Origin of the sequence: Mycobacterium sp. E1214 (assembly GCF_001666755.1) — a bacterium.
Classification (GTDB): Bacteria; Actinomycetota; Actinomycetes; order Mycobacteriales; family Mycobacteriaceae; genus Mycobacterium.
In genome coordinates this window covers 1-20,270 of sequence record NZ_LZJC01000152.1, presented here as the reverse complement: position 1 = coordinate 20,270, position 20,270 = coordinate 1, and the positions used below count along the sequence as shown (strand labels likewise).

Genomic DNA, 20,270 nt, shown 5'->3' with positions numbered 1-20,270 from the left:
CGCGCTGACGATCCGCACCGTCGTCACCGAGCGCGCCATCTTCCGGCGGGAACAGGCGGTGGGCCTGTCCGCGGCGGCCTACCTGGGGGCCAAGATCCTCGTGTTCGGGCTGGCCGCGGCCGTACTGACCGCGGTGCCGTTCGCGATGGTCGTCGCCGTCCGAGGCGGCCCGGCGTATGGCGCGGTCCTGCTGCACAACGCGACCGTCGAGCTGTACGTGACCCTCGCCGTCACCGCCATCGTCTCCGCGGTGCTGGGCCTGACGCTGTCGACGCTGGGCAGATCGCTACGCGAGGTGCTGCCGCTGCTGGTGCCGGTCATCCTCGCCTCGCTGCTGTTCAACGGCAGCCTGGTGCAGCTGGCGAGCACGTGGGGCGTGCAGCAACTGTCCTGGTTCGTACCCGCCCAGTGGGGATTCGCGGCCGCGGCATCCACGGTCAACCTGCACCGGCTCGACCCGCTGGCCGTCAACGCCCTGACGTGGACGCACTACAGCGGGTGGTGGGTGTTCGACATGGCCATGCTGCTGTTATTCGGCGTGGTGGCCGCGGGCCTCGCCCTGTACCGGCTGCGCCCGCGCGGGCCGCGCCCGGCGCCATCCCGGGAACCGGTCGAGGCGGCCCGCTGAGCAAGCCGGGCTGGCCGCTGCGCGTCGCGGGGGCCGGCGCCGAGCGGCCGCCACGAAAGGCACTTCGGCCGTTGCCGGTCCCGCGGCGCCAAACGCAGGTTACGGTCGGGATATGGCGCCAGAAACGAAAACGACTGCCGATCATCTGCGTGACGCCCTCGATGGGCGGTGGAGTGACGTCAAGAACCGGATGCGCGCGACGCTGTCCGAGGACCTCTTTCGCCCGCACTACACACCGAACACGGTGATCGCCCGCACCAAGGTGGCCGAGCAGATGCGGATCATGGCCGCGTTCGGCGCGGCGGCCGACAGCTTCCGCAAGGAGCACGGCGGCACCGGCGACGTGGGCGCCGCCATCACGATGATCGAGATGCTCGCCATGTCGGACCTGTCGCTGATGGTGAAGGCCGGCGTGCAGTGGGGCTTGTTCGGCGGCGCCGTGGAGAACCTTGGCACCGAGCGCCACCACGAGGCCTACGTGCCGAAGATCATCAGCCTCGAACTTCGCGGCTGTTTCGCGATGACCGAGACCGGGCACGGCAGCGATGTGCAGTCGCTGGAGACGACCGCCACCTACGACCCCGAGACCGAAGAGTTCATCATCGACTCCCCGACCCCCTCGGCCCGCAAGGACTACATCGGCGGAGCCGCCGAAACCGCAACGATGGCTTCCGTTTTCGCGCAGCTGATCACCCACGACAACGGTGAGCCGGTCCACCACGGCGTGCACTGCGTTCTGGTACCCATCCGCGACGAAGACGGCAACGATCTGCCCGGTGTCACCACGTCGGACTGCGACTACAAAGGCGGGCTGCCCGGCGTCGACAACGGGCGCATCGTGTTCGACCACGTCCGCGTCCCACGGGTCAACCTGCTTAACAAGTACGGCGACGTCGCGCCGGACGGGACGTACAGCTCGCCGATCGAGAACCCCAACCGCCGGTTCTTCACGATGCTGGGCACCCTGGTCCGTGGGCGCATCACGGTGGGCGGCAGCGCCGGGGCGGCCGGCCGCGTCGCGCTCGACATCGCCACACGGTATGCGTTGCAGCGCAAGCAGTTCAGCGCACCGGACGGCGGCGAGGTGACGATCATGGACTACCTGGTGCACCAGCGGCGGTTGTTCCCGCTGATCGCGAAGTCCTACGCGCTGCAGTTCGCCCAGAACGAGCTGGTCGGCAAGTGCCACGACGTGCAGTCGGCCGACGCGCCCGACGCCGACGAGCAGCGCGAGCTGGAGGCCCGCGCCGCCGGGCTCAAAGCGGCCAACACCTGGCACGCGTCGAGATCCATCCAGGAGGCCCGCGAGGCGTGCGGCGGCGCCGGATACATGGCCGAGAACCGGCTCATCGGGCTGCGCGGCGACACCGACGTGTTCACCACGTTTGAGGGCGACAACCACGTGCTCACCCAGCTGGTGGCCAAGGAGTTGTTGACCGCCTACGCCGACGACATCAAGAGCATGAGCCCGGTCGAGTGGGTTCGCTTCGCCGCCAACACCGTTGGCGAGCGCGTCATCAAACGCACGGCGGCGGAGACGATCATCCAGCGGATCATCGACGCCCGGCAGGACAACGAGGAGGAGGGCAGCCTCTTCAACCGCGGCACGCAGATCACCATGTTCGAGGAACGCGAGGAGTATCTGCTGGCGTCCGTCGCGCGGCGGTTGCAGGCCAAGTCGAAGGAGATGTCGGAGTTCGACGCGTTCAACGCGGTGCAGGACCATGTGCTGCACGCCGCCGGCGCGCACATCGACCGGGTGATCCTGGAGGCGTTCGTCGCCGGCATCGACGCCTGTCCCAACGAGGAGGCCCGCGACCTGCTGGGCATCGTGTGCGACCTGTACGCCCTGTCGGTGATCGAGGACGACAAGGCGTGGTTCATCGAGCACCGGTTCTTGTCGACCGAGCGCGCCAAGGCGGTCACCCGCGGCATCAACGACCGGTGCCGGGCGCTGCGCCCGCACGCCGAGACCCTGATCGACGGCTTCGGCATCCCCGACGCGCTGCGCTACGCCGAGATGCTGCACCCGGAGAATCTGGCCGAAGCCATCACGGGCTGAGGGACCGGCTCACTGATTCGGGATCTTGCCGAGCGCCTGCAGCTTCCCGTCGGGCCCGATCTTGAATTTCACCGTCCCGATGCCGGTAGGACAACAGAGTTGGTCGTTGCCCTTCTGCCATTGATATTGGACGGTCACGGTGTCGTCCGACGCTGGCAGAACGGTGATGTACGGCTTGGGATTGGCTGTGGGCGTGCCTAAAACGGTGTTGTGATCGAAGAACACCAACTGCTGCGGCGTCGACTCCGTGGCGATGGTGGGAATGATCTGCACCCAGTGCAGTCGGCAGTTGCGGGTGTGGCCACGGCCGATCTCGACCCAGATGGTGCCGGGGACGGCGACCGGCACGGCGGTGATCGCCCGTCGCACCGTATCGGCCGTGGGACCGTCAGATTCCTTGCAGGTATCGGGCCGGGCCGCCGGCGGCGCTGAGGCCTTCCATCCGCAGGCCGAAGCCAGCAAAAGCACTGAGATCACAATCATCTGACGCACGCGGTGAGCTTAGCGAAGGCTGTGAATGTCCCTCCGGTTTGGTCACAGGGACGGCTTGCGGAGGCGTCGCGCGCGGCACCCCCGGTAGTCTCGGGCCCAGCAATCGGTCGACGATGACCTGCGAAAATGCTACCGCCGCACTCGGATCCCCCGGCGATTTCACAACGTTATGGGCGCCGTTGAGAGGAAGCCGTAAAGCAGCGGAAATTTCGGACGACCATACCGAAACATGCCTGCCCCACAATGGGCTGAACACCCGGCCGACCGACGCGGAGCTAACACCGGACGCACTCGAGAGAGGACGTGAGCGTGGCGAGGGAGTCCATGGCGCGCGACGACGCCGTGAACACCGTGTGCGCGTATTGCGGCGTCGGTTGCGGAATGGTGTTACAGCTCACAACAGATCCCCAAAGCGGCCGTCGTCACGTCGCCAAGTCGGTTGGCAACAAAGCACATCCGGCCAACTTCGGAAGGCTGTGCACCAAGGGCGCCACCACCGCGGACATGCTCAGCGCACCGGGCCGCATGGCATCGGCGTACGTGCGTCCCGCGCGCGGCGAACCGGCCGAGCCCGTCGCCATGGACGAGGCGATCACGCAGTGCGCGAAGCGGTTACGCGCAATCATCGATCAGCACGGGCCGGACGCCTTCGCCATGTACGTGTCGGGGCAGATGTCGATCGAGGCACAATATCTGGCGAACAAGCTCACCAAGGGCTTCATCGGCACCAATCAGATCGAGTCGAACTCCCGGCTGTGCATGGCCAGCGCGGGCTCGGGTTACAAGCTGTCGCTGGGCGCCGACGGGCCACCCGGCTCCTACCAAGATTTCGATAGCGCCGACGTGTTCTTCGTCATCGGCGCCAACATGGCCGACTGCCACCCGATCCTGTTCCTGCGCATGATGGATCGCGTCAAGGCCGGCGCGAAGCTCATCGTCGTCGACCCGCGCCGCACCGCGACCGCCGACAAGGCCGACCTGTTCCTGCAGATCGCACCCGGCTCGGATCTGGCGCTGCTCAACGGCTTGTTGCACCTGATCGTCGAAAACGGCCACACCGACCCGGAATTCATCGCCGAGTTCACCGAGGGCTGGGAGGTGATGCCCAGCTTCCTGGAGCAGTTCACTCCCGAGAAGGTGAGCGCGATCACCGGCCTTGCCGAAGAGGACATCCGCACGGCGGCGCGGCTGATCGGCGAGTCCGACAACTTCATGACCTGTTGGACCATGGGGCTCAACCAGAGCACCCACGGCACCTGGAACACCAACGCCATCTGCAACCTGCATCTGGCGACCGGCGCCATCTGCAAGCCCGGCAGCGGCCCCTTCTCCCTTACCGGGCAGCCCAACGCGATGGGCGGGCGCGAAATGGGTTACATGGGACCGGGTTTGCCGGGCCAGCGGTCGGTGCTCTCGGCCGAGGACCGACAGTTCGCCGAAGACGTGTGGGGCGTCCCGAGCGGCACCCTGCGCACCGAGGTCGGCACCGGCACCATCGACATGTTCTCCCGCATGGCCGACGGGCAGATCAAGGCGTGCTGGGTTATCTGCACCAATCCCGTTGCCTCCGTAGCCAACCGGAAGACCGTGCTCGCCGGGTTGGAACGCGCCGAGCTGGTGATGGCCCAGGACGCGTTCGTCGAGACCGAGACCAACGAATACGCCGACGTGTTGTTGCCGGCGGCCCTGTGGACCGAGGCCGAGGGGGTGCTGGTCAACTCCGAACGCACCATGACGTTGTTCCAGCCCGCCACAAAGGCGCCCGGCGACGCGCTGCCGGACTGGCAGATCATTGCCCGCGTCGCCTGCGCGATGGGCTTCGCCGAGGCGTTCAGCTACGACAGCGCGGAGCAGGTGTTCGAGGAGATCAAGCGGTTCTCGAATCGCAAGACCGGTTACGACCTGCGTGGGGTCAGCTACGAACGGTTGCGCCAGGGCCCGTTGCAATGGCCCTGCCCGCCAAACGGTTCCGAGGAGCGCAGCCCCATCCGCTACCTCAACGACGGCGTCAGCCAACAGCAGACCATTCGCGAGGACGGCACCGTTCCGCGGATCGCCTTCCCCACCCCGACGGGCCGCGCCGCATTCTTCCCCCGCCCGCACCTGCCGCCGGAGGAAATGCCGGACGACGACTACCCGTTCCTGCTCAACACCGGCCGCCTGCCCCACCAGTGGCACACGATGACCAAGACGGGCAAGGTGGCCAAACTCAACAAGCTCAATCCCGGACCGTTCGTCGAGATCCACCCCGACGACGCCGCGCGGTTGCAAGTCGGTGACGGCGACCCGATCGAAATCGCCTCCCGCCGCGGTCGCGCCGTGCTGCCCGCACTCGTCAGCGACCGGGTGCGCGCCGGCGCCTGCTTCGCACCGTTCCACTGGAACGACGCCTTCGGCGAATACCTGTCCATCAACGCCGTCACCAACGACGCGGTGGACCCCATCTCCAACCAACCCGAATTCAAGGCGTGCGCCGTCACCCTGACCAAAGTCGCGGCCTCCGAGCCGGTTTCGCGGCCCGACGGCACCGGGGCCGCCACGCCAGATCCGGGCGCCGCGACGGCGGCGCCCACCGACACACCGGAACCCGCACCCACGGAGGTACGAGAAATCAGCGTGTCACAGGTCGACGCCCTGGGCGAACTGCTGGGCGTGGCAGCACAACCCGCGCCGACGTTCGACGAACGCGGCCGCTCCTACCTCGCCGGCATGCTCTCGGGCCTGCGCTCGGACGCCGGACGCCGCACCGCCGGCGTACCCACGCTGCCACCCAGCGCCCCGTTCGACGCCCCCACGCGGCTGTGGGTGGACGGGCTGATGGCCGGAGTGTTCTCCCGCATCGACGCGGTGCCCATGCTGGACACCGGGCCGGCGCCCGAGCCGGCCGGCAAGGAACCGGCGAAGACGCCGCCCACCCCCGCGCCGGCGGCCGAGCGCGCCCCCGTCGTCGTGCTCTGGGCCTCGCAGACCGGGAACGCGGAGGACGTCGCCGCCGGCGTGGCCGCACGGTTGGCCGACGCCGGCGTGCCCGCGGTCCTGCACAGCATGGACGAATTCCCGGTGGGCGACCTGGTGACGACGGCCGAGCTGCTGTTGATCACCAGCACCACCGGTGACGGTGAGCCGCCCGACAACGGCGCCGGACTGTGGAAGGCGCTGACCGCCGACGACGCCGCCACGTTCACCGGCACCCGCTACGCCGTTCTCGCGCTGGGCGACTCGAACTACGACGACTTCTGCGGGCACGGGCGCAAGCTCGACGCGCGGCTCGCCGAGCTCGGGGCGACCCGGCTGGTCGAGCGGGTGGACTGTGAACCGGACTACGAAGACGACGCGGCGAAGTGGCTGGCTGAGGTCGTCGAGGCGTTGAGCCGCACCCCCGCGTCGATCAGCCGCGACGCCCCGACTCCCGCCGCCGCACCGCGGGTCCAGCGCCGCCCCGCGGAGCAGCCCACCTACAGCAAGAAGAACCCGCTGATCACCGACATGGTGCGGAACACGACGCTGAGCCGGCCCGAGTCGACGAAAGACGTCCGGCACCTGGTGTTCAACCTGCCGGAAGAGACCGTCAGCTACGAGGTCGGTGACGCGTTGGGCGTGTGGCCGCGCAACAGCGAGGAACTGGTCGATGAATGGCTGTCGGTCACCGGGCTGAACGCGCAGACCCCGGTCGAGGTCGGCGAGCACGGCCTGATGTCACTGCGATCCGCGCTGACCGAACGGATGGAGATCGCGCACATCAGCCGCGACCTGGTGCGGTTCGTGCAGGAACGCACCGGCGACCAGAACCTCGCCGAGCTGCTGAAACCCGAGAACAAGCGGGCGCTGGCGGATTGGTCGTGGGGGCGGCAATCCATCGACCTGCTGGCGCAGCTGCCGGTGTCGGCGTCGGCCCACGAGTGGCTGCGGGTCCTCAAGCGCCTTCAGCCGCGGCTGTACTCGATCTCGTCGAGCCCCAAGGAGTGCCCGGGCGAAGCGCACCTCACGGTGTCCCCGGTGCGATACAACTTCCAGGGCGTGCCGCGCCGCGGGGTGTGCTCGACCTACCTCGCCGACCGCTCCCCCGGTGACCGGGTCGCCGTGTTCCTGCAGCCGTCGAGCAACTTCCGGATTCCCAGCGACTCCCAGACCCCGATGATCATGATCGGCCCCGGGACGGGCATCGCACCGTTCCGCGGCTTCCTGCAGGAACGTCGCGCGCTCGGTCACACCGGCCCGAACTGGTTGTTCTTCGGCGAGCAGCACGCCGCCACCGACTTCTACTACCGCGACGAGATCCAGGCGATGCACGCCGACGGCCTGCTGACCGAGATGGACTTGGCGTTCTCACGGGATCAGCAGGAAAAGGTCTACGTCCAGCACCTGATGCGCAAGCGCGGGGCCCAGCTGTGGAGCTGGCTGCAGGACGGGGCGCAGCTCTACGTCTGCGGCTCGGCGAATCCGATGGCCAAGGACGTCGATCGCGCCCTCTGCGAGATCGCGGCCGAACACGGCCACCTCGATCCCGACGCGGCCCAGGAGTACGTCCGGTCGCTCAGCGCGGACAAGCGCTACCACCGCGACGTGTACTAGCCGAATCCGTAATGCGGCGGAAACATGACGCGCCCGCGGCCGAAACATGGCGGTCGCACGATGCACTCAAAGGGTTCGCACCTGAAGGAGTGACGTGGGCGTGGCTGGTGAGGCTGGCGTGCCCGACGGGGCCGTCAAGAAGGGCTGCCCGCTGCAGTGCCGGTTGCGGTACCGCGGCGGCGGCAACGAGCACGTCGACTGGGCGGGGTTGCCGGTCAATCTCGACTTCGCGTTCTCGCTGAATCAGCGCGACAAGGTCTACGCGCAGCACGAGAGGCGCAAACGCGAGACGCAGCTCGGGAAGCGACTGCGCGACGCCCAGGTGTGCGTGTGCGAGCAGGCGGTCCGCTAGCAGGCGCGACGGCGCCGAAATCACCGAGGTTGAAAGTCGCGAGGGCGGCGTGGTCCCGCTGGTCGTCGCGGCATCCGGGTCGCCCACCGGCGCAAACGCGGTTGGCGACGGCCCGGCCCCGCCCGCGCACCTGACCCGGCACCCCGGCTCCCGGCGCCGTCCGGCCGCGATCCGGGTATGTACAGACCTATCTCCCATTTTCGGCTGTCCCGCCGACGGCATCGAAAGGTCTGACCACCATGGTGGATGTCTCGATCCTCGAAACCTCCGGGCTGGGTGACCGCAGCTACCTGATCAGCGACGGCACCGTCGCCGTTGCCGTTGACCCGCAACGCGACATCGACCGGGTGCTGGACGCGGCGGCGGGCCTGCGCATCACCCACGTACTGGAGACCCACATCCACAACGACTATGTGACCGGCGGCTTGGCGTTGGCCCGCGCGACCGGCGCCGAATACGTGGTCCCGGCAGGCGAAGACGTCGACTTCGACCGACACGCGGTCACGGAAGGCGACCGAATCGACACCGGCGCAATTCATTTGGAGGTGTTACTGACGCCCGGGCACACGCATCACCACGTCAGCTACGTGCTGCGCGACGAGACCGGGGACACCGTCGGCGTCTTCACGGGCGGGTCGCTGCTGTTCGGCAGCACCGGCAGGACCGACCTGGTGGGCGACGAGCACACCGAGGAACTCGCGCGGCTGCAACACCGGTCGGCGCGCCGCCTCGCCGACGAGCTGCCGTCCGCGACGGCGATCTATCCCACCCACGGTTTCGGCAGCTTCTGCTCGGCGGCGCCGACCGACGGTGACGCGTCCACGATCGGTGAGGAGCGCGACCGGAACCCGGCGTTGACGCGGGGCGAGCAGGAATACGTCGACGAACTGCTCGCCGGCCTCGCGGCGTTTCCCGCCTACTACGCCCACATGGGCGTCATCAATCGGGCCGGGCCGCCAGCTGCCGACCTCAGCCCCCCGGAACCCGTTGACGCCCAACAACTTCGAAACAGGATCGCGGCGGGTGAGTGGGTGGTCGACCTGCGCAGCCGCACCGCTTTCGCCGCCGGCCATCTCTCCGGCAGCTACGGTTTCGAGCTGTCCGGCTCGTTCGTCAACTACTTGGGCTGGCTGTACACCTGGGGCGCGCCGCTGACCCTGATCGGCGAGGACGCCCGCCAGGTGGCCGACGCGCAACGCGAGTTGGCCCGCATCGGTGTCGACCGGTTGACCGGCAGCGCCACGGGCGACATCCGCGTGCTGGCGGGCGGTGAGAGGTTGCGGAGCTACCGCGTCGCGTCCTTCGAGGAATTGGCCGACGCGCTGGGTAAGGACGGCGTGGCGGTCGTCGACGTGCGCCAGCCCCACGAATTCGCCGGCGGCCACGTGCGCGACGCGGTCAACGTCGCGCTGCACGAACTGCCGGACCGCATCGGCGAGCTCCCCGAAGACCGGGAGCTGTGGATCCATTGCGCCAGCGGATACCGGGCATCCATCGCCGCGGCCCTGCTGGACCGGGAGGGCCGCCGCGTCGTCCTCATCGACGACAACTACGACAACGCCGAAAAGCTGGACCTCACCTCAGGCTGAGCGAAAACCGTTGGCGCTTCGCCACCACGGGTACTGATTACGGCAAGTACCGCCGCTGCCAGGACGGAGGAAACACCATGAGCGCACCCACCGCGGACGCCATCACTTCGAGTCAGCTACGTGAGCTGCTCGACTCCCCCACCGCGCCCCGAGTTCTCGACGTGCGAACCCCCGCCGAGTTCGAGACGTCCCACATCGCCGGTTCGTACAACGTCCCGCTGGACGTCCTGGACAAGCACGCGAGCGAAGTCGCCGAGCGCCTCGCCGGCGACCGCGACGTCGTGCTGGTGTGCAAGTCCGGGCAACGCTCCACGAAGGCACAGACACTGCTGCGCAACGCCGGGCTGGCGCGCGGACGGGTGCTGGACAACGGCATCGTCGATTGGGAGGGACAAGGGTTTTCGGTCGACCGCGGCACCGAACGCTGGGACCTCGAACGCCAGGTGCGGCTGGTCGCGGGCTCGGTGGTGCTCACCGCGGTGTTGGGCAGCGTCGCGGTGCCCCGCCTGAAATGGCTGGCCGCCGGGATCGGCGCCGGGCTGACCTACGCCGCGATCTCCGACACCTGCGCGATGGCGACGGCGCTGTCGAAGCTGCCCTACAACCGGGGCGCGACGGCCGATGCGCGGACGGTGCTGTCCCGGCTGGCCCGCTCGTAGGCGGCGAGTCTCAGCGGCTTTTCGGGGCCGGCTGGCCGTAGACGGCGACAACGACCGTGCGGTCCAGGCTGTTCTCCGACCACACGCCGATGTTGGTGTTGGCGCAGTCGCGAATGATCGCCATGTCCGCGGGGTTGTAGTACCACTGGTTGACCAACTCCAGGCTGCTGATCGCGATCGCCGGATTGATCGCCACCGTCTCGGCGGCCCGGCCGGTGAAACCGGCCGCGTTGGCACGGTCCTGCGGGCTGGTCCCGTCGGACCCGGTGTCGTCATTGATGTTTCGGTTGTTCATCATGTCGTCGGCGTGCCACTGCGCGGCCAGGGTAAGCGCGTTGTCCCGGATGACGTCGTTGGTGCAGCCCGCCTGGTGCTGCAGCGTGTAGACCGCGGACACCACGGCGCTGTTGAGCCGCTTGTTGTCGGCATGCGCGCCGGGAGCGGCGAAAATCGCCGCCGCACTGAGGGTGACCGCGGCCGCACCGAGCGGCGCCCTGCGTTTCATTCGGGATCGAAGTGCGAGATCAACCAATGCCCGTCAACCTTGTCCAAGGTCGTGCGGATGACCGGCTGGGTGTCGGTGGGGGCGCCGTTGCCGATGGTCACCGTCTGGTTGACGAACAGCAGCACCACGGCGTGGTTGGCGGACACCGAAATCGGTGCGGCGGCACTCACTTTCGCGACCGCCGCGATGTGTTTGTCCTTGGCGCCCGGGATGACCACCTCGCGGGTGAGCGCGGTGTAGGCGTCCTTGAAGTCGCCCGTCAGGCGGTCGCGCGCCGCGCCGAGGTCCTTGTCCACCGACTCCGGCCTGTACGACAGCACGGCGACGGTACCCTCGCGGGCGACCCGCACCGACTCCGTGCGGGCCTGGTAGAGGTCGGCGGACGCGCCGGCCACCCACCGGAAGTAGCCGGCCGTGAGCGCCAGCACCAGTGCGAGGCCGGGCAGCACACCGAACGCGAGGATCCGCGACCAGGCGATCGGCCGCCGCTGCGGCGGCGGGTCGTCGTCCGGGGCGGCGGCGGGGTCGCTGCCCGTCGGACCGGCGTCGGGTTCGCTCGCCGCGTCTGGGCTCGCCGCGTCGTCTGGCGGCGTGACCTCGGGGTCGTCGGTGGCCACCATGTCTGTCCCGTCGCTCACCGTCGTCATGGCACGAACACCACGTTGGAGACCTTGGCGTCGTCGCCGACCGACTTCACCTCGATGCGCATGCGCCACTCGCGCGGCGCCTCTTCTCCGCCGGCGGTCTGCGACTTCACCGCGACCGCGACCAGCACCTGGGCCGAGTCACCGTGCTCGGATTCCACTCCGGCGTCGGTCACGGTGCCCTCCGACTTCGACTGCGCGGCCTTGACGACCTCCATGAAGGGCTTCGACCGTTGCTCGAAGTCTTCGCGGAAGGCGCCGGTGGCGAGTTCGAGGATCCGCTGCACGTCGGCGTCGATCTCGGTGTACTTGATGGTGGTCAGGTTCACCGCGCCCTGGCGGGCCGTCTGCAGGTACAGGTCGCGACGGGCCTGCGCGGTGTGGGTCTGGTAGGCGCGATATCCCCAATAGCCGGCCACCCCGGCCAGCGTCGCCACGATCAGGACGCCGGCCACCAGCGCGGTGGCGACCCGCGACAGGCGGCGGGTCCGAGCCGCGTTGCGCCACCGGGCGATTCGGCCGTCGGGCACGCCGCTCTCGTCGGTCACGGCGCTCTCGTCGGGCACGCCGCTCTCGTCGGTCACGGCGCTCTCGTCGGGCACGCCGCTCTCGTCGGCCGCGTCGGTCTCGTCTTTTTCCGCTGCCGCGGCGGTATCAGGCTCGTCGGCCATGGTGCTCCTTTTAAGGTTGCGGGACAAGAAGTTGCTGCCAGTTCTTGGCACGCGGGTGGGCCAGGTCGGATTGGGTGTAGCGGCGGCCGTCGGGCCCGATGTAGTCGCCGGTGGCCGGGTCGTAGGTGGCAACGGCCGGCGGCGGGGGCGGCGCGCCGGGCAGCGGCGCGACCCCCCGCGGCGGGGGCAGCCGCGGGTCCTGCCCCGGCGGGTACAGCGGCACGCCCTGACCCGAATAGGTGGCGTTCGGGTCGCCCTTCCAGTTATAGCCGTCGTTGAGCGGCACGTACTCCTCGTCGCTCTCGCACAGCTCGACCGTCGGCGCGCGCTTGTATGGCTTGCTCTCGCACGGGATGTTGCGCACGCCGCGGACGTTGAACTCGGAGTCCTGGGGGACCCGGCAGAACAAGTCTCCGGTGGGCCGGTCCGGCGCGTCGACGCTGGCCGGCGAGCGACGCTGCTGCGGCGGCAGGTAACCGGTGGTGCAGGGCGGCGGCAGGTTGAGGTTCAGGTTGAAGTCGAGTTGCGCGCCCCGGTACTCCTGCTTGGTGTTCGAGCTCGGCACGACGATCGCCGCCATGGCGGCGATGCCCTGCGGCAGCAGCACTAGGAGCTGTTCGATGTCGTGGCGGTAGACGACGGCGATGTCGCCCAGGCTGACCAGGTTGGCGAACAGCACGGGCAGCGCCGGGGACACCCGGTCCAGCAGCGCGCGGGCCTCCTCGATGCCGGACGTCCCCTGGGTCAACAAATCTCGGACCGCGGCGTCTTGCGCCTTGAACTGCGCCATGAGCGCCGCAGTGTGCCTCGCCCAGGCCGCGATCGAGTCCGACGTCTGCACTTGAGAATTCAGCACCGGCGGAGTCTGGTCGATGAGCGCGGCCAACGGGTCGAGGGTTTTGCCGCCGGCGATGGCCAGCGCGGTGGAGCCGTCGACGATGCGGGCCAATTCCGGGCCGAGCCCGCCGACCGCGCGGTTGGTCTCGTCGATCAAGGTGTGCAGGTTGTCGCGTGGAATCGCCTGTAGCGCACGGTTGGTCATGTCGAGCAGGCGGCCGATGTCCACGGGGACGTCGACGTGACCGGCGGGGATGATGTCACCGGCGCGCAGCCACCGCGAGCGTTCGCCGTCTTTGCCGCCGGGTTGCGGTGTCAGTTCGATGTATTGCTCGCCGATGGCCGATCGGCTGTGCACCGAGGCCTGCACGTCGGAGGGCACCTTGACGCCCGAGCGCATGGCGAGCACCGCGCGCACCCCGGTGGCGGTGACGTCGACGGACTTGACCTGCCCCACGTCGGTGCCCCGGTAGGTGACCACCGACGTCTGATACAGCCCCCCGGATTGCGGTAGGTCCACAGTGACCTGGTATTCACCGATCCCGAACAGCGTCGCGGGTAGCTTCATGAAGTTGAAAGCCATTGCGCCACAGGACACCACGCTGACCAGAGTGAGGATGGCCAGCTGGATCCAGGTCCGTCGATTCAAGCGCAGCACTCAGTAACCCCCGAAGTGGTACGGGTACGTCAGGGGGTTGCCGCCCGTGACCGGGCTCGGCTGCATGCCGATGGTGCGGCCCCACAGCATTTCGAGTTGTGTCAAGTTGCCCTCCCACCGCGACCCGGTGAACAGGCCTTGGTCGATGCGGCTCAAGGTCAGATCCACCACCAGGGTGAGGTTGGCGTAGTCACCGCGGAACCAGTTCCGCACCGTGGAGGTGGGCCACGGATAGGTCGCCAGGCCGTCCAGGCCCTTGGTGAGCGACGGCCCGGCATCGGCCAGCGACCGCAGCACCGGCGCGATGTTGCGCAGGTTATCCACCAGCGACTGCCTGCTCTGGTGGATGGTGTCGGCCGCAATCGCACTGAACTTGCCGACCTGATCGATCGTGTCGGCGATCTTGGTGCGTTCCCGCGCCAGCACGTCGAGCGCCTTGGGCACCGTCAGCAACGCCTTGTCGACCACCGGGTCCTGGGCCGCGACCTGACCGACCAGGCCGTTGAGGTTCTCCGCGGCGGTGATGATGTCGTCGGTCTGGTCGTTGGTGCGGGCGATGAACTCGTCGAGTTGGTTGAGCAGGCTGCGCATGTCGTTTTCGCGCCCGGCGAAGGCCTTCGCCACCGCCTGGTTGATTTCCTGCAGCTGCGCGATGCCCCCGCCGTTCAACAGGATGGACACCGACGCCAGCGTCTGCTCGGTCGTGGGATACAAGCTGGCCCGCGCCAACGGAATGACCGCGCCGTTCTTGAGCTGGCCGACCGGCGGCTCGTCCTTGGGAGGCGCGAGCTCGATGTGCATGGAACCAAGCAGGCTGGTCTGCCCCAGCTTGGCCGTCGCATTGGCGGGCAGGTGGACGTCGCCATTGATGCGCATGGTCACCAACGCGTGCCAGTCTTGCAGCTCGATCTTGGTGACGTTGCCGACGTTGACGTCGTCGACCCGAACCCGGGTGTTCTCCTGAATGGTGACCACGTCGGGCATCTGCGCCTGAACGGTGTAGGCGCCCGGGCCGCCGCCCGCGGTGCCGGGAAGCGTGAACGAGTTCAGGCCGCGCCATCCACAGCCTGACAGCGTTGAAAGTACTGCGCCGCAGACGAGTACGGCCACCGCGCGCCTCATGAGGGCGGACCCGTCGGGAGCATCAGGTCCTTGAGCACTTGTGTCGAGTTGCTCAGGGTGTTCGGCGGCGGCGCGGACTGCACGGGCGCCTCAGCCGGCGGCGGCGCGGACTGCACGGGCGCCTCGGCCGGCGGCGGCGGGGTCTCGGGCGGTGGCGGCGGCGCGGCGCCGGGCCGCAACCAGTCCTCGCTGTAGGTGATCTCGCTGGGTCGGGCCTGCGTGCCCACGAACGGGTTGATACCCGCCGGAATGTAGTTATAGAGACGGTTCTTGATGATCGGGGTGAGGTACTGCAGGCACAGCTTGGACACCCGCGCCAGCCGCGCCCGCGAGGCCGCTTCGATAGAGCTGCAGATGAACTGCGGGATGTCGGCGAAGTTGTTCAACGCCAGGATGCCGGTCATCGCGCTCTGCGCCGGCTGATAGATGTTCAGGAAGTTCTGGAACACCGTCGGCGCGATGTGCAGGATCTGTTTGATGTCACCGCGGCTGTCGTTGAGCGCCGTCGTGATCGAGCCCAGCCGGTCGAACGTGACGCCGATGGATTCGCGGTTCTCGGCGAGGAAGTCGCGGACATCGCCCAGCGCCCCGTCGAGCGATTTCACCGCGTTGCCGACCTCGTTCGGCGTGTTCGTCAGCAACGTCGTGACGCTGGCCAGGTTCTGGTTGAACGAGGCCAACAGGTCGCTGCTGGAGTACAGCGCGGACACCAGCAGCTGCAGGTTGCGCACCGTGCTGAAGATGTCGTCGGCGTGGTCGCCGAGCGCCGAGATCGCTTGAGAGAGCTTGAGTACCGTATCGCGGGCGGTGTCTCCCTGACCGCGCAGGTTGGCCGCGGCGGAGTCGACGAATTCGCCGACGGAGTTCACCCCGTCGGGGCTCGTCGGCTGCAGCGCATCGGTGAGCTTCTCGAGCTGACGGCGGAAGTCGTCCCATTCGACGGGGACCGCGGTGCGGTTGAGCGGGATCGACGCGCCGGGGCTCAGCTTCGGGCCGCCCGAGTAGGCCGGGACGAGTTGAATCGCCCGTGACGTCACCAGCGACGGCGACAGAATCGCGGCGCGGGCGTCGGCGGGCACCGGGTACTGCTTGTCGACGGAGAAGGTCACCTTGGAGCTGGCGGGCTGCGGCTCGATCTTGTCCACCACGCCGACGGCGACGCCAAGGATGCGGATCTCGTCACCGACGAACAGGCCGTTGACCTCCGTGAAATAGGCGGAGTAAGTGTTCTTTTCGACGTCCTCCCACAGCTTGCTGCCGACCAGGAACGACGCCACGGCCAGTGTCAGCACCAGGGTGAGCGCGGTCAGGTTGCGAAGTGTCTTGCGGGTCATGGTCATGGCTGGTCGTAGTCGTGGGGCGAGGGCGGCGGGATGGTCCGCACCGGCGGGGTCGAGGGCGGCGGCGACGGGGGCTGCGACCATAGCGGCACGGGCGCCTGCTCCGGCGGCACGGGCGGTGTGCCGGTCGGCGGGTCCACGGCTTCGGACGGCAACTTCTGGTTGGGGTCGAGGAAACGGTCGTACATGTCGGCGTCGAGGACCGGGCCACCGAACTGGCCGGGCACCAGGTTGGCCACGTACGCCTTGAAAAACGGCCCGGATCCCAGGCATTCGCCGAACGACATGGCGTAGCGCTTGAATTTCGGCAGGGTCTTTTGGATGTCCTCCTTGCGGTTGTCCAGGATTTCCAAGACACCGTTGAGCTTGTCGAGGGCCGGCTTGAGCTGGGTGCGGTTGTCGTCGACCAGCCCGGAGATCTGATGTGAGACGGCGCTGAGGTTGTTCATCAGCGCGTCCAACGAGTCCCGTTCGTCGAGCAGCGCGGCTAACAGTGCGTTGGAATTGGCGACCAACCCCGCGATCTGTTGGCTGCGCCGACCGAGGACCGCCGAGACCTTGTTGGCGTTACCCAACAGGTTTCGCAGCTGCGCGTCCCGGCCGTTGAGGGTGTCGGAGAACCGCGCCACCCCCTGCAGCGCCAGCCGCAGGTTCTGTGGCGTCGCCTTGAGGGTGTCGGCCAATGTGGTGAGCGCCGAGGATAATTGGGCGGTGTCGAGGCCGCTGATCGTCGTCGTCAGGTCGCCGAGCGCGTCGGGCAGGTCATAGGGCGAGGTGGTGCGCTCCAGGGGGATGGCGCCGTGCAGCCGGCCCTCGCCCCGGGGGGTGAGCTCGAGCATCTTGGCGCCCAGGATGGTCTCGGTCTTGATCGATGCCTCCGTGCGGTCCCCCAGCTCGATGCCCTTGTTGACGGTGAAGCCCACCCGAACCTTGGTGCCCTCCAGGCGGATGTCGGAGACCCGTCCCACGCCCATGCCCGAAACCCGCACGGAATTCCCGGGTTTGATGCCACCGGCCTCGGCGAAGTAGGCGGCGTAGTCGTCGGTGTTCTTGAGGAACGGCAACTTGTTGTACTGGAAGGCGACGATCGTGATGCATACCAGCAAGATGGTGCCCATCAGCCCCAACAGGAAGGGGCTTCGCTGCCCGGCCGCCTTGATCGTGATCTTCGGAAGTTTCAGCTTCACCGGGGCGTGCACCGCCCACTGGGCTGGCCCAGGAGTTTGACGAAGATCGGGTTGCCGCCTTTGCCGTTCAGCTTGAGCAGCACTTCGCAGAAGTAGAAGCCGAAGTAGTCCCCGTTCAGGCCCTGCCGGGCCAGGACCTGGTACACGTCGGGCAGATCCTTGAGCAGCTTGTCGACGTAGTCGTGGTCGGCCATCACCTGTCCGGACATCCGGTCGGTTTCGTGGACCACGTCTTTGATGGGCTGGCGGGTCTGGACCAGCAGGTCGGTGACCGAGCCCGCCGCGGCGTTGATGTAGGCGAGTCCGGTGGAGATGTCGTCCTTGCGCTTGGCCAGGCCGTCCACCAGCTGCGCCAGTTTGTCCAAGCCGTCGGAGAATTCGTGGTCGCGGGCGGCGAAGGTGTGCAGCACGGTGTTGAGGTTGGTGATCAGCTGACCGATCAGCTCGCTGCGACCGGCCAGGGTCGAGGTCAGCAGCGAAGTTTGGGACAGCACCGAGGCGAGCGTCCCGCCCTGCCCCTGGAAAATCCGCAACAGTTGACCGGACAGGGCGTTGACCTGGTCGGGATCCAACGCCCGGAACAGCGGGCGGAAACCGCCGATCAGCGCGTCGATGTCGAGCGCGGGCGCGGTCCGGGCCAGCGGAATGGTCGCGCCCGGCGGCAACCGGCGCGGCGGCCCGGGGCTGTCTTCGAGCGCGAGATACCGGTCGCCGATCAGGTTTTCGTAACGCACCACGGCCCGGGTCCCCTCGGTGAGGCGCACGCCCTTGTCCACGGTGAACCCGACGGTGACGGTGCCGTCGTGGTGCAGGCTCAGGTCGCCGACCTTGCCGACCTCCACCCCGGCGATCCGCACGAAGTTGCCGGACTTGAGCCCGGAGATGTTGGTGAACAGAGCCTGATAGCCGGTCCGGTCTTCGAACCGCAGCTGCCCGAACACCGCGATCAACGCGAACGTGAACAGCAGGCAGACCGCCGTGAAGATCCCGACCCGCAGCAGGATGCTGGAGAGTTTGCGTCTCATGGCGGCGGCTGCCCCCCGCGCCAGAAGTACCGCGGCGCTTCCGGCGGGTTTTTGGTGGTCGGGAACCAGTTGCCCCACCACGGGTTACCGACGGCTACGTTGGTGCGGATCTCGTTGGGCGCCGCGCCCCAGCCCGTGTCCGTGACCAGGGCGCGCACCGGGAAGTTCGCGCTCGGGTCGGGTAGCGACCCGCAGCTCGGCCGGCCGCCGGGCCCGCCGGTGGCGTTGACCTTCGGCAGGTGCTTCGGGTAGCGGTAGGGATCGTCACCGAAGAGCAGGGCCGCGTCGAGGATGACGGAATACCCGTTGCCGCCCAACGCGTCCCGGCCGCCGTGGTCGACGTACCACTGCGCACCTTGGAACAGGCAGGTGTAGGTCGGTGAGTATTTCTGCAGCAGCCCGATGGTGGGGTCGAGCAGGTTCATCGACTGCACGATGTTGGATTCGTTGTTCCCGATGACGTTGATGCCGGTGTGGCTCAATCCGATCGCCGACAGCAGCAGTGTGTCCAGCGACCGCTGATTCTCGGTGAGGGTGGTGCTGGTGGTGGACGCCGAGTCCAGGATGGACAGGATGTCGTGCGCCGCACCCGAATAGATGTCGGTGGTTTTGCCGAAAAGCCGCCAGTCCTTGGCGATGGTGTCCATGCGCGGGTTCACGGTGAGCAAGATGTCGTTGGCGTCGGTGATCGCCTGCCCGATCCGGTCCCCCTTGCCGCGCACGGATTGCGCGAAGGCCGACAGGATCGCGTTCAGCTTCGCCGGGTCGAGCGCCTGCACCACCGACTGCAAGTTTTCGAACACCGTGTTGACTTCCACCGTGACGTTGCGCGAGTGCAGCACCGCACCGGGTTTCAGTGGCGTGCGGCTGGGCTGGTCGGGGACGATCAGGTCCACGTACTTGGACCCGAACGCCGTGGTCGACTTGATCTCCGCCTCGAGGTTGCTCGGCAGGTACTTAAAGGCGTCGGGTTGGATCTTCAGCTGCAGCTGGGCCGCTTTCGCGTCGGTGCCGATGCCGGCGACCTGACCGATCTGCACGCCGCGCAGTTTCACCTTGGCGCCGTCCTCCATCACCAGTCCCGCGCGGTTGGACACCAGCGTGAGGGGAACGAAAGACTGGAACTTCCCGGAGAACGACCCGGCGGTCAGGGCGATCAGCCCACCCACGAGCAGGAACAGCGTGGGGGCCCACCAGATCGGGTCTATCCGGGTGCTGCGGGTCCGGTTCGTCTGCAGCGGCCCGCTCTGCCTGTGATTGCTCATCGGCTATCCCGACAGGTTGAAGTTGCCGGACTGCCCATACACGGACAGCGAAATCATCAGGCACACGAACGCCGTCACGATCATCGAGGACCGCACCGACCGTCCGACCGCCTCCCCCACGCCGGCCGGGCCGCCCGAGGCGGTGAAGCCGTAATAGGTGTGCACGACCATCACGCCCGTCGCCATCGTCAGCGCCGAAAGGAACGACCACATCAGGTCGTTCGGGCGCAGGAACGTGGCGAAGTAGTGTTCGTAGACGCCTCGCGACTGGCCGTAGACCGAGATGGTGAGGAACTTGGCGGCGACGAACGACATGAGCACGGCGACCGCGTACAGGGGAATGACGACGAGGATGCCGGCGATGATGCGGGTGGACGCCAGGTAGGTGATCGCCCGGATGCCCATCACCTCCAGCGCGTCGATCTCCTCGTTGATGCGCATCGCCCCGAGCTGCGCCGTCGCGCCGGCGCCGATGGTGGCCGCCAACGCCAGGCCGGCCGTGCAGGGCGCGATCATCCGGACGTTCAGAAACGCCGACAGGAAGCCGGTCATCGCCTCGACACCGATGTTGGACAGGGTGTCGTAGCCCTGCACCGCGACCAGGGCGCCGGTGGTCAGCGTGAGGAAACCGATGATGCCGACGGTTCCACCGATGACGGCCA

17 protein-coding genes are annotated in these 20,270 nt (G+C 67.9%); 6 read left to right on the top strand and 11 right to left on the bottom strand.

Features of this window, described 5'->3' with window-relative positions; translation table 11 throughout:
* Both A5700_RS21495 and A5700_RS21490 read left to right on the top strand, forming a co-directional pair.
* Positions 1-628 (top strand): ABC transporter permease (locus tag A5700_RS21495; protein WP_156671344.1); only part of this gene is annotated, 628 nt, incomplete at its 5' end.
* A gap of 112 nt (positions 629-740) precedes the next feature.
* A complete protein-coding gene (locus A5700_RS21490) occupies positions 741-2,690 on the top strand; it encodes an acyl-CoA dehydrogenase (RefSeq protein ID WP_068069660.1) in 1,950 nt (649 codons plus the stop codon).
* A gap of 9 nt (positions 2,691-2,699) precedes the next feature.
* Here A5700_RS21490 and A5700_RS21485 read toward each other — a convergent pair whose 3' ends face one another.
* The gene (locus A5700_RS21485) at positions 2,700-3,173 is read right to left on the bottom strand and encodes an LppP/LprE family lipoprotein (protein WP_156671346.1); all 474 of its coding nucleotides are present in this window, start codon (positions 3,171-3,173) and stop codon (positions 2,700-2,702) included.
* Positions 3,174-3,506: 333 nt separating this feature from the next.
* Between A5700_RS21485 and A5700_RS21480 the strand changes: the two genes are divergently transcribed.
* The 4 genes from A5700_RS21480 to A5700_RS21465 all read left to right on the top strand — a co-directional run bounded on the left by A5700_RS21480 (position 3,507) and on the right by A5700_RS21465 (position 10,354).
* Positions 3,507-7,754, top strand: a complete 4,248-nt coding sequence (locus tag A5700_RS21480; RefSeq protein WP_068069669.1) for a bifunctional nitrate reductase/sulfite reductase flavoprotein subunit alpha — start codon at positions 3,507-3,509, stop codon at positions 7,752-7,754.
* A gap of 100 nt (positions 7,755-7,854) precedes the next feature.
* On the top strand, positions 7,855-8,106 hold the full coding sequence (locus A5700_RS21475; RefSeq protein ID WP_231973774.1) for a hypothetical protein: 252 nt from the start codon (positions 7,855-7,857) through the stop codon (positions 8,104-8,106).
* Positions 8,107-8,348: 242 nt separating this feature from the next.
* Positions 8,349-9,695 (top strand): MBL fold metallo-hydrolase, encoded by a 1,347-nt coding sequence (locus A5700_RS21470; protein ID WP_068069664.1) that lies wholly within the window; start codon positions 8,349-8,351, stop codon positions 9,693-9,695.
* Positions 9,696-9,772: 77 nt separating this feature from the next.
* On the top strand, positions 9,773-10,354 hold the full coding sequence (locus A5700_RS21465) for a rhodanese-like domain-containing protein (RefSeq protein WP_068069657.1): 582 nt from the start codon (positions 9,773-9,775) through the stop codon (positions 10,352-10,354).
* Between the two features lie 10 nt (positions 10,355-10,364).
* Here A5700_RS21465 and A5700_RS21460 read toward each other — a convergent pair whose 3' ends face one another.
* From A5700_RS21460 to A5700_RS21415, 10 genes are all read right to left on the bottom strand, one after another.
* The gene (locus A5700_RS21460; protein WP_068069656.1) at positions 10,365-10,859 is read right to left on the bottom strand and encodes a CAP domain-containing protein; all 495 of its coding nucleotides are present in this window, start codon (positions 10,857-10,859) and stop codon (positions 10,365-10,367) included.
* Positions 10,856-11,506 carry a hypothetical protein gene (locus A5700_RS21455; RefSeq protein ID WP_068069654.1) on the bottom strand — a complete coding sequence of 217 codons (651 nt, stop codon included), beginning with the start codon at positions 11,504-11,506 and terminating at the stop codon, positions 10,856-10,858. The genes A5700_RS21460 and A5700_RS21455 overlap by 4 nt, the downstream gene beginning before the upstream one ends.
* Entirely contained in the window at positions 11,503-12,174 is a 672-nt protein-coding gene (locus A5700_RS21450) for an Mce protein (protein WP_068069653.1), read from the bottom strand. The genes A5700_RS21455 and A5700_RS21450 overlap by 4 nt, the downstream gene beginning before the upstream one ends.
* A gap of 10 nt (positions 12,175-12,184) precedes the next feature.
* Positions 12,185-13,669 (bottom strand): MCE family protein, encoded by a 1,485-nt coding sequence (locus tag A5700_RS21445; protein ID WP_068069651.1) that lies wholly within the window; start codon positions 13,667-13,669, stop codon positions 12,185-12,187.
* The gene (locus A5700_RS21440) at positions 13,670-14,791 is read right to left on the bottom strand and encodes an MCE family protein (protein WP_068069647.1); all 1,122 of its coding nucleotides are present in this window, start codon (positions 14,789-14,791) and stop codon (positions 13,670-13,672) included.
* A complete protein-coding gene (locus A5700_RS21435) occupies positions 14,788-16,131 on the bottom strand; it encodes an MCE family protein (protein ID WP_068069645.1) in 1,344 nt (447 codons plus the stop codon). Before A5700_RS21435 ends, A5700_RS21440 begins: the two co-directional genes overlap by 4 nt.
* A complete protein-coding gene (locus A5700_RS21430; protein ID WP_231973773.1) occupies positions 16,128-17,318 on the bottom strand; it encodes an MCE family protein in 1,191 nt (396 codons plus the stop codon). Before A5700_RS21430 ends, A5700_RS21435 begins: the two co-directional genes overlap by 4 nt.
* Positions 17,315-18,343, bottom strand: a complete 1,029-nt coding sequence (locus A5700_RS21425) for an MCE family protein (protein ID WP_068069643.1) — start codon at positions 18,341-18,343, stop codon at positions 17,315-17,317. Before A5700_RS21425 ends, A5700_RS21430 begins: the two co-directional genes overlap by 4 nt.
* Complete coding sequence (locus tag A5700_RS21420; RefSeq protein WP_068069641.1) at positions 18,340-19,608, bottom strand: MCE family protein; 1,269 nt, start codon at positions 19,606-19,608, stop codon at positions 18,340-18,342. The genes A5700_RS21425 and A5700_RS21420 overlap by 4 nt, the downstream gene beginning before the upstream one ends.
* Before the next feature lie 3 nt (positions 19,609-19,611).
* Positions 19,612-20,270, bottom strand: a 659-nt coding sequence (locus tag A5700_RS21415) for an ABC transporter permease (RefSeq protein WP_068069638.1), incomplete at its 5' end; no start/stop codon positions are given.